The following is a 7,742-nucleotide window of genomic DNA, read 5'->3' as shown; positions in this document are numbered from 1 at the left end:
GCCCGAGACGAGGTCGGCCAGGTGCAGGGCGTGGGTCGTGCCGGACACGTCCGTCAGCTCCGCCAGCGCGGTGTCCGCGCCGCGGTCGTAGAGGGCGGCGACCGTCCGGGCGATGAGCGTCGCGCGGGCCGCGTCCGCGGAGCCGGCCGCGACGACGTCGTCGGCGTGCAGGGGCACGTCCGCGGTGAGGTGTTTGGCCATGATCTCCGCGGCGCCGGCGGCGTCGGGACGGTCCACGCGGATCTTCACGTCCAGTCGGCCGGGGCGGAGCACGGCCGGGTCGATCATGTCCTCGCGGTTGGAGGCGCCGATGACGATCACGTTCTCGAGGGCCTCGACGCCGTCGATCTCGGTGAGCAGCTGCGGGACGATCGTGGTCTCCACGTCCGAGGAGACGCCGGAGCCGCGCGTGCGGAACAGCGACTCCATCTCGTCGAAGAAGATGACCACGGGGAAGCCGGCGTCGGCCTTCTCGCGGGCCCGGTCGAAGATGACGCGGATCTGCCGCTCGGTCTCGCCCACGTACTTGTTCAGCAGCTCGGGCCCCTTGACGTTGAGGAAGAACGAGCGCTCGCCGTCCGCGCTGCGAACCGAGAGGGCGTTGGCCACGGCCTTGGCGAGCATGGTCTTGCCGGTGCCGGGCGGGCCGTACAGCATGATCCCCTTGGGGGCGCGCAGGCCGTGCTCGCGGTAGACCTCGGGGTGCAGGAACGGGATCTCGACGGCCTCGCGGATCCGGTCGATCTGCGGGCCGAGGCCGCCGATGTCCTCGAACGTGACGTCCGGGACCTCTTCCAGCAGCACCTCGTCCACCTCGGACAGCTCGACCCGCCGCAGCGCCCATTCGACGCGGGCGTCCACGGTGACGGCGTCCCCGTGGCGCAGGTCGACGCCCTCCAGCGCGGGCGCGCGCCGCACCACGCGCTCCTCGTCCGCCGTGCCGGCCAGGACGAGGCCGCCGTCGGGCAGCGCCTCCTTGACGCGCAGCAGCTGACCCGACCCCGTGCCCGGGGCGACGCCGACGATCGAGCTGGACTCGTCCAGCAGCACCTGGGCGCCGGGGGTGAGGCGGGCGGCGTCGAGCAGCGGGGAGACCGTCACGCGCAGCCGCCGGCCGTTCTGCACGACGTCCGCTCCCCCGCGCACCACGGCGCCGGTCTCCACGCCCTCCTCGGGCTCGCGCGGGGCGTGGACGGCCTCGAGGGTGGCGAAGGTGAACGGCGGATGCGTGACGGCGTCCAGGTTCTCCTTGAGCGTGGCGATCTCGGCGCGCGTGGCCTCGAGCAGCTCGACCATGCGCCGGTTGTTGCGGGCGGCCGTCTGCGTCTGGGCCTCGGCGGCCCGACGGCGTTCGCTCAGGCCGGCGGCGTGCCGCTGGGCGGACTGCAGCTGGTGCCGCAGCCGTTCGGCCTCGGCCTGGGATTGCCGCAGCAGCTCCCGCGCCTCGGCGAGGCGCTGCTCGGCGTGCTCCGTGCCTGATTGCGCGTGGTGGTCCACCGGTGCTCCGTCCACTCAGTCCTGCTCCCCGGTCGGGGTCCTCCCACCGTACGCGTCCACGCCCTGCTCGGCGGCGCGTGACCGCGCGGCCATGAGGCGGGCCTCCTTCGCCGCCTTGCGCGCCTTCTTGTCCGTGACCGGCCGTTCGCCGAGGGCCTCGGGCGTCCACCGGGCCTCGTCGGCCGGCTGCCAGGCCTCGACGTCCTCGGCCTTGAACTCGGAGACCTTGGAGCGCTTCTTCAGGCGCAGCGCCTCCTCGCCCGAGGCCAGGCGGCGGGCCGTGAGGAGGAAGCCGGTGTGCGCGACCATGCGGTGGTCGGGGCGCACGGCGAGCCCGTCCAGGTGCCAGCCGCGCACGAGGGTCTCGTTGGCCTCGACCTGCGTGAAGCGGCCCGAGTCCCGGATGGCCTCGGCCACGCGGGAGAGCTGGGTGGCGGTGGCCACGTAGTTCAGCCACACACCGCCGGGGGCCAGGACCTCGGCGACGGCGTCGAGGCATTCCCAGGGGGCCAGCATGTCCAGGACCACCCGGTCCACGGAGCCCGGCTCGTGGACCTTGGGCATCTCCTCCTGCGCGTCGCCGAGGTGCACCGACCAGGCGGGGTGCTCGGCGCCGAAGAAGGCCTCCACATTGGCCCGGGCGACGTCCGCGAACTCCGGGCGGCGCTCGTAGGAGTGCAGGCGACCGTGGTCGCCCACGGCGCGCAGCAGGGACATGGACAGGGCGCCGGAGCCCACGCCGGCCTCGACCACGACGGCGCCCGGGAAGATGTCCGCCTGCTGCACGATCTGCGCCGCGTCCTTCGGGTAGACCACCGTGGCGCCGCGGGGCATGGACAGGACGAAGTCGTTCAGCAGGGGGCGCAGCACCTGGTACGGCTGGCCGGCCGAGTTCTCGACCACGACGCCCTCGAAGCCGCCGATCAGGTCGTCGTGCCGCAGCACGCCCTGGTAGCTGTGGAACTCCCCGCCGGGCAGCAGGGTGATCGTGTTGAGGCGGCCCTTCGCGTCCTTGATCTGCACGCGCTGGCCGGCCCGCAGGGGGCCGCGGCGCGCGCTCACGCCGGTGGGTTCGGTCATGGGGGGCTCCTTCGGTTCAGGGACGCCGCGTCGCGTCGACGGCGGCGAGGATCGTCTCGCGGGGAGAAGAGGCATCCCATGTCCGAGTCCCTGATCGGCAAGAACCTGATGGAGCCGCCGGCCACGCGCCTGCCGGAGGAGCCGGAGGTGCTGGCCCGGCTCGAGGCAGGTGACCTGCCCGAGGACATCGTGCCGGTGGCGCCCGAGTCCTCCCTGGTGTGGGCGCTCATGGCGGAGGACGCGTGGGCCGAGGGCCGGACCGTGGACTCCTATGCGTACGCCCGCGTCGGCTACCACCGGGGTCTGGACGCGCTGCGCCGGGCGGGGTGGCGCGGCGCCGGCCCGGTGCCGTACGCCCACGAGCCCAACCGCGGCTTCCTGCGCGCCCTGTACGCGCTGGGCCGCGCGGCCGCCGGGATCGGGGAGTCCGAGGAGGTCGAGCGCATCCGCACCTTCCTGCGGGACTCGGACCCCACGGCCGCAGAGCAGATCGAGGCCGGCCAGGGCCGCGCCCAGGGCTGAGCGGAGCCGTGGCCAAGCTCTACTTCCGCTACGGGGCCATGAACTCCGGCAAGTCCACGGGCCTGCTGCAGGCCGCCTTCAACTACGAGGAGCGCGGCCAGCGGGTGCTGCTGGCCAAGCCGGAGGTGGACGTGAAGGGGGAGGGCGACGTCGTCTCCCGCCTCGGTGTGACCCGCGCCGTGGACTTCCTCGTCCCGGCGGGCGCGGACGTGCGGGAGCTGTTCCGCCGGCACGCCACCGGTGACGACCCGGACGCCCTCGTGGGGCACGTGGAGGCTCCGCCCGTGGCGTGTCTGCTCGTGGACGAGGCGCAGTTCCTCGAGCCGGCGCAGGTGGACGACCTGCTGCGCATCGCCGTGCTCGACGGCGTCCCCGTGATCGCCTATGGGCTGCGCACCGACTTCCGCACCCGCTCCTTCCCGGGCTCCGCGCGGCTGCTGGAGCTGGCGCACTCCCTCGAGGAGCTGAAGACCATCTGCCGGTGCGGCCGGAAGGCGGTGTTCAACACGCGCAAGGTCGTGGACCCGGCCACGGGCGCCGAGCACTTCGTGTTCGAGGGGGACCAGGTGGCGATCGACGGTGTTCAGGTGACCTACGAGTCCCTGTGCGGCACGTGCTACCTGGAGGAGTCCGGCGGTGCCCTGGGCTGAGGCGGCCATTGCCAGGCAACTGCCAGGCTGCATGACGGCTGCGCCCATGCTCGGTTCGTACGGTGGAACCACTTCATCGAGGTGCGAGTGATGAAGGTGCGAGTGATGACAGGCGAAGGGCCCCGGTGATCCCGGGGCCCTTCGTCTGTCCTGCCACGTCCGGCATCGGCCGATCGGGTCAGAGCGAGACGAGCAGGAGCGTGCCGCCGAAGACGAGCCCCGACGCGAGCAGCACGACCGTGGTGTACCCCAGGATGTCGCGCATCTTCAGGCCGGCGATCGCCAGAAGGGGGATCGCCCAGAACGGCTGGATCATGTTGGTCCACTGGTCGCCGTAGGAGACGGCCATGATGGTGATGGCCGGGTCCACGCCGAGCGCGTCGCCGGCCTGGAGCATGATCGGGCCCTGCACGGCGAACTGTCCGCCGCCGGAGGGGACGAAGAAGTTCACGAGGCCCGCGGCCAGGAACGCCAGCAGGCCGAACGTCACCGGGTTCGAGATCGCCACGAAGGCGTCCGAGAGCACCGCCACCAGGCCGGTGGACGTCATCATGCCGAGGATGCCCGCGTAGAGGGGGAACTGCAGCAGGATCTCGCCCACGTTGGACGCGGCCGACTGGGTGAGGCCGATCAGCTCGTGCGGGCTGCGCACCAGCAGCAGGATCAGCGCGAGGAAGGACCAGTTGACGATGTCCAGGGTGAGGGTGCCGCCGCCGATGAAGTGCATCACCAGGTAGACCACGAGCATGGCGCCGACGAGGAGCGTGGGGACACGGGAGGCGTCGAGGCGGTCCGCCGGCGTCTCGATCTCCGGTGCGGACACGGCGTCCTGGTCCCGCGCGTCGATCTCCAGCTCCACGATCCGGTCCCCGGCGCGCGGGGCGACGAGGAACAGGGCCAGGGCCACGACGAGCACGGTCACCACGGCGGCGGTGATGTTCCACCAGGAGAAGGTGGTCTCCGAGACAGGGACCGTCCGGCCGTCCAGGCTCTCCGTGAGGAATGAACCGGGGGTGGCGGCCGTCAGCGGGCCGGAGCCCGAGTACCCCATGTGCCACACCACGAATCCGGAGAACCCGGCGGCCACCAGCATCGGGAAGTGCAGGGCCAGCCCGCGCTCACGGGCCTGCGCCGCGACCTCCTTGGCCAGCAGCGCACCGACCACCAGGCCCAGGCCCCATGTGATGAGGGAGGCCGCTGCCGCCACCACGAACACGAAGATGTAGGCGGCGAGGGGCGTGCGGGGAATGCTGGCGAGCCGGGCGAGCAGGCGGCGCACCGGACCGGTGTTCGCCAGGATGTGGCCGAGCATGAGCACGAGCGCCATCTGCGTGATGAACGCCAGCAGTCCGGACAGGCCGTCACCCCAGCCCACGACGACGTCGGCCGGCCCGGCCGGAGTGAGCAGCGAGGACCTCCTCTGTTGTGAGGCGGGCCTCGGCGCTGGAGATGGCCTAGGGCGTGTCTGAGAATGGCTCCAGGGACCCGCTGAGATCCGGGGAGCCATGTCCCGGTTGCACGTCGTCTCCGACGCCCGATCGGAGCTGATCGCCCCGCTGCTCCAGACCGCACGGGCCGGCAGGGTCGACCCTTCTCGAATGTCCACACGATGGTCGAAGCGATCATCTGCCGGTGCAGGTGCGGGACTCCGTGGCGGGATCTGCCCGAGGTCAACGGGCCCTGGCAGACCGCGTGGACCTGGCATCGACGCAGGGTGTGGGCACTGGTCTGTCCGGGGGCTGACTCGAGGACTCTTGTTCGTACCCTGTCTGTCATGGCCACCCCTCTCCTGGATCTCGCCGCGAGTCGAGGCGTCTGCTTCCCGCTGCGAGCCCGCCGGCTGACCCTCACCCCGTTCCGGGGTCTCGATGCACCCGCCGTGTGGGGCTTCTGCCGTCTCGAGCAGGTGTGGACGTGGACCTCGGGCCGCCCGGAGAGTGAGGGCGCGCTGCGCGAGTCCTACCTCGCGGCGGGGGACCGCCTCACCGTGCGGGTCGGAGACGTCATCGTCGGTGTCGGGAAGGCCGCGGTGCAGGACGCGTGGAGTCAGGGCGGCCCGCGGGAGGAAGCGCGGGACGCCCAGGCCGAGATCGGCTGGACGATCGATCCGCGCCAGGCGGGGCAGGGCTATGGCACGGAGCTTGCTCGAGCCCTGCTGGGCTTCGCGTTCAACGATCTGGGTGTGCGACGCGTGGAGGCTCATGCCTTCGCGGACAACGCCCCGAGTCTGCGCATCATGGAGAAGGTGGGGATGCGTCACGAGGGCACGTTCAAGGAGGAGTCTCTGCATCTCACGCGCGGCTGGGTGGATGGCGCCACCTACGCGATGCTCGCCTCGGAGTTCCATTCGCCCCTTACGCAGGAGTGATCCCGCCGGCCGGGACCGCATGACCTGCCGCTCCGCCTCCGAGGGCCGTGTGCCAGCATGGGGCTGTGAGCAGGGTGGGGAATGAGCGTGAGTGGCGGTGGCGCATCGGTGTGGCGTCCGCCCTGGTGGGTTCGGCCGGTGTGTTCGCGGGACTGCGGCAGGACCTGGGGCTGGGCTGGGGTCTGACGCTGGTGGCCGTCACGGCCCTCGGAGCGATGCTCGCCTTGCGAGGGGTGCATCACCGGGTTGAGGCGGAGCAGGCTCGCCGCAACGTGTTCTACGCCGGAGCCGGCTCCACCGCGTGGGTGATGCTGCTGATGGGGGCCGCGGTCATTCCGGGGCTGGTGCTGAACGTGATCGACGACGCCGGCGTCCGGGCGGTCGTGGCCGGTCCGCTCGGCGCGGTGCTCGCTGCCGCTGCCCACGGCATCCTCGCGGCGACGACGACGCTCGAGGAGCAGCCCCGGCCCGAGCCGGTCCCTCTGGACCGGCGCAGGCGCTGACGTCGGGGTCATGGTCCCGCACTCCTGAACACTGTTCAATGAACACTGTTAGAGTCCGTCGGGTCAGACCCACCCGGGGCCGAGCCCCGCCCACCGGAGAGGCCCGCATGACCGCCACCCAGGACGCCCCCGCCGTCGACCCCCGCCCCGCCGCCGCCCTCGACCCCGAGGCCCTCGTGGATCGCATCGAGGCGGGCCACCGCCTCACCGCTGAAGAGGCCGTCGCTGTGCTGGACGCCCCGGACGCGGACACGTTCCGCATCGTCGCGGCGGCCTCGCGCCTGCGCGAGAAGCACTTCGGCCGCACCGTCAAGGTCAACTACCTGGTCAGCCTCAAGACCGGTCTCTGCCCGGAGAACTGCACCTACTGCTCCCAGCGGCTCGGCACCGAGGCCGAGATCCTGCGCTACACGTGGCTCAAGCCGGAGGAGGCCGTCCGCCAGGCGGGCCTGGGCATCGCCGGCGGCGCCTCGCGCGTGTGCATGGTCGCCTCGGGCACCGGCCCCACAGACCGCGACGTCGACCGCGTGGCCGGCATGGTCGGCGACCTCAAGGCCCAGCACCCGGACGTCGAGGTGTGCGCGTGCCTCGGCTTCCTCAAGGACGGCCAGGCCGAGAAGCTCAAGGACGCCGGCGTCGACGCCTACAACCACAACCTCAACACGGCCGAGTCCCACTACGAGTCCATCTGCACCTCCCACACCTACGAGCAGCGCGTGGACACCGTGCAGCGGGCCGGCGCCGCCGGCCTGTCCTCCTGCAGCGGCCTGATCGCGGGCATGGGGGAGACGCACGAGCAGCTCGTCGAGGCCGTCCTCGCGCTGCGCGACCTGGACTCCGACTCCATCCCCGTCAACTTCCTCATGCCCTTCGACGGCACCCCGCTGCAGGGCCACCAGCAGCTCACGCCGCTCGAGTGCCTCCGCATCCTCGCCATGGTCCGCCTGGCCTGCCCGGACAAGGAGCTGCGCATCGCCGGCGGCCGCGAGATGCACCTGCGTTCCCTGCAGCCGGTCGGCCTGCAGGTGGCCAACTCGATCTTCCTCGGCGACTACCTCACCTCCGAGGGCCAGGACGCCGAGGCGGATCTGCAGATGATCGCCGACGCCGGCTTCACCGTGA

General features: G+C 71.9%; 7 protein-coding genes and 2 pseudogenes. 6 read left to right on the top strand and 3 right to left on the bottom strand.

Annotation, left to right across the window (positions count from 1 at the left end; genetic code table 11):
* A partial coding sequence (gene arc, locus D8M29_RS06535) for a proteasome ATPase (RefSeq protein WP_127445856.1) occupies positions 1 to 1,512 on the bottom strand: 1,512 nt, incomplete at its 3' end.
* Positions 1,513 to 2,577: a tRNA (adenine-N1)-methyltransferase gene (locus D8M29_RS06530; protein WP_012750880.1), complete on the bottom strand. Its 1,065-nt coding sequence runs from the start codon at positions 2,575 to 2,577 to the stop codon at positions 1,513 to 1,515. It abuts the gene before it with no gap.
* A 78-nt stretch (positions 2,578 to 2,655) separates the two neighbouring features.
* Between D8M29_RS06530 and D8M29_RS06525 the strand changes: the two genes are divergently transcribed.
* Together D8M29_RS06525 and D8M29_RS06520 are read left to right on the top strand one after the other, a co-directional pair.
* Positions 2,656 to 3,099 (top strand): DUF3151 domain-containing protein, encoded by a 444-nt coding sequence (locus D8M29_RS06525; protein WP_012750707.1) that lies wholly within the window; start codon positions 2,656 to 2,658, stop codon positions 3,097 to 3,099.
* Between the two features lie 8 nt (positions 3,100 to 3,107).
* On the top strand, positions 3,108 to 3,749 hold the full coding sequence (locus tag D8M29_RS06520) for a thymidine kinase (protein ID WP_127435347.1): 642 nt from the start codon (positions 3,108 to 3,110) through the stop codon (positions 3,747 to 3,749).
* Between the two features lie 178 nt (positions 3,750 to 3,927).
* Here the strand turns inward: D8M29_RS06520 and D8M29_RS06515 are convergent.
* A pseudogene (locus D8M29_RS06515) lies at positions 3,928 to 5,157 on the bottom strand (short-chain fatty acid transporter); the annotation flags it as partial.
* 97 nt (positions 5,158 to 5,254) lie between these two features.
* Here D8M29_RS06515 and D8M29_RS06510 point away from each other — a divergent pair.
* From D8M29_RS06510 to bioB, 4 genes and pseudogenes are all read left to right on the top strand, one after another.
* Positions 5,255 to 5,460, top strand: a pseudogene (locus D8M29_RS06510) (transposase); the annotation flags it as partial.
* Positions 5,461 to 5,523: 63 nt separating this feature from the next.
* Positions 5,524 to 6,117: a GNAT family N-acetyltransferase gene (locus tag D8M29_RS06505; RefSeq protein WP_233263287.1), complete on the top strand. Its 594-nt coding sequence runs from the start codon at positions 5,524 to 5,526 to the stop codon at positions 6,115 to 6,117.
* Positions 6,118 to 6,182: 65 nt separating this feature from the next.
* Positions 6,183 to 6,620, top strand: coding sequence for a hypothetical protein (locus D8M29_RS06500; RefSeq protein ID WP_233263233.1), 438 nt, complete (start codon positions 6,183 to 6,185; stop codon positions 6,618 to 6,620).
* A 107-nt stretch (positions 6,621 to 6,727) separates the two neighbouring features.
* The coding region (bioB, locus tag D8M29_RS06495) for a biotin synthase BioB (protein WP_127445855.1) at positions 6,728 to 7,742 on the top strand (1,015 nt) is incomplete at its 3' end.

Source organism: Micrococcus sp. HSID17227, assembly GCF_003989405.1.
Classification (GTDB): Bacteria; Actinomycetota; Actinomycetes; order Actinomycetales; family Micrococcaceae; genus Micrococcus; species Micrococcus luteus.
Note: the sequence above shows the minus strand (reverse complement) of the source record. Positions and strands in the feature narration are given on the sequence as shown.

Excerpts from the sequence above, each read along its gene's own strand:
- D8M29_RS06505 (WP_233263287.1), top strand. The coding sequence starts at position 5,524 with ATGGCCACCCCTCTCCTGGATCTCGCCGCGAGTCGAGGCGTCTGCTTC.
- D8M29_RS06525 (WP_012750707.1), top strand. The coding sequence starts at position 2,656 with ATGTCCGAGTCCCTGATCGGCAAGAACCTGATGGAGCCGCCGGCCACG.
- D8M29_RS06530 (WP_012750880.1), bottom strand. The coding sequence starts at position 2,577 with ATGACCGAACCCACCGGCGTGAGCGCGCGCCGCGGCCCCCTGCGGGCC.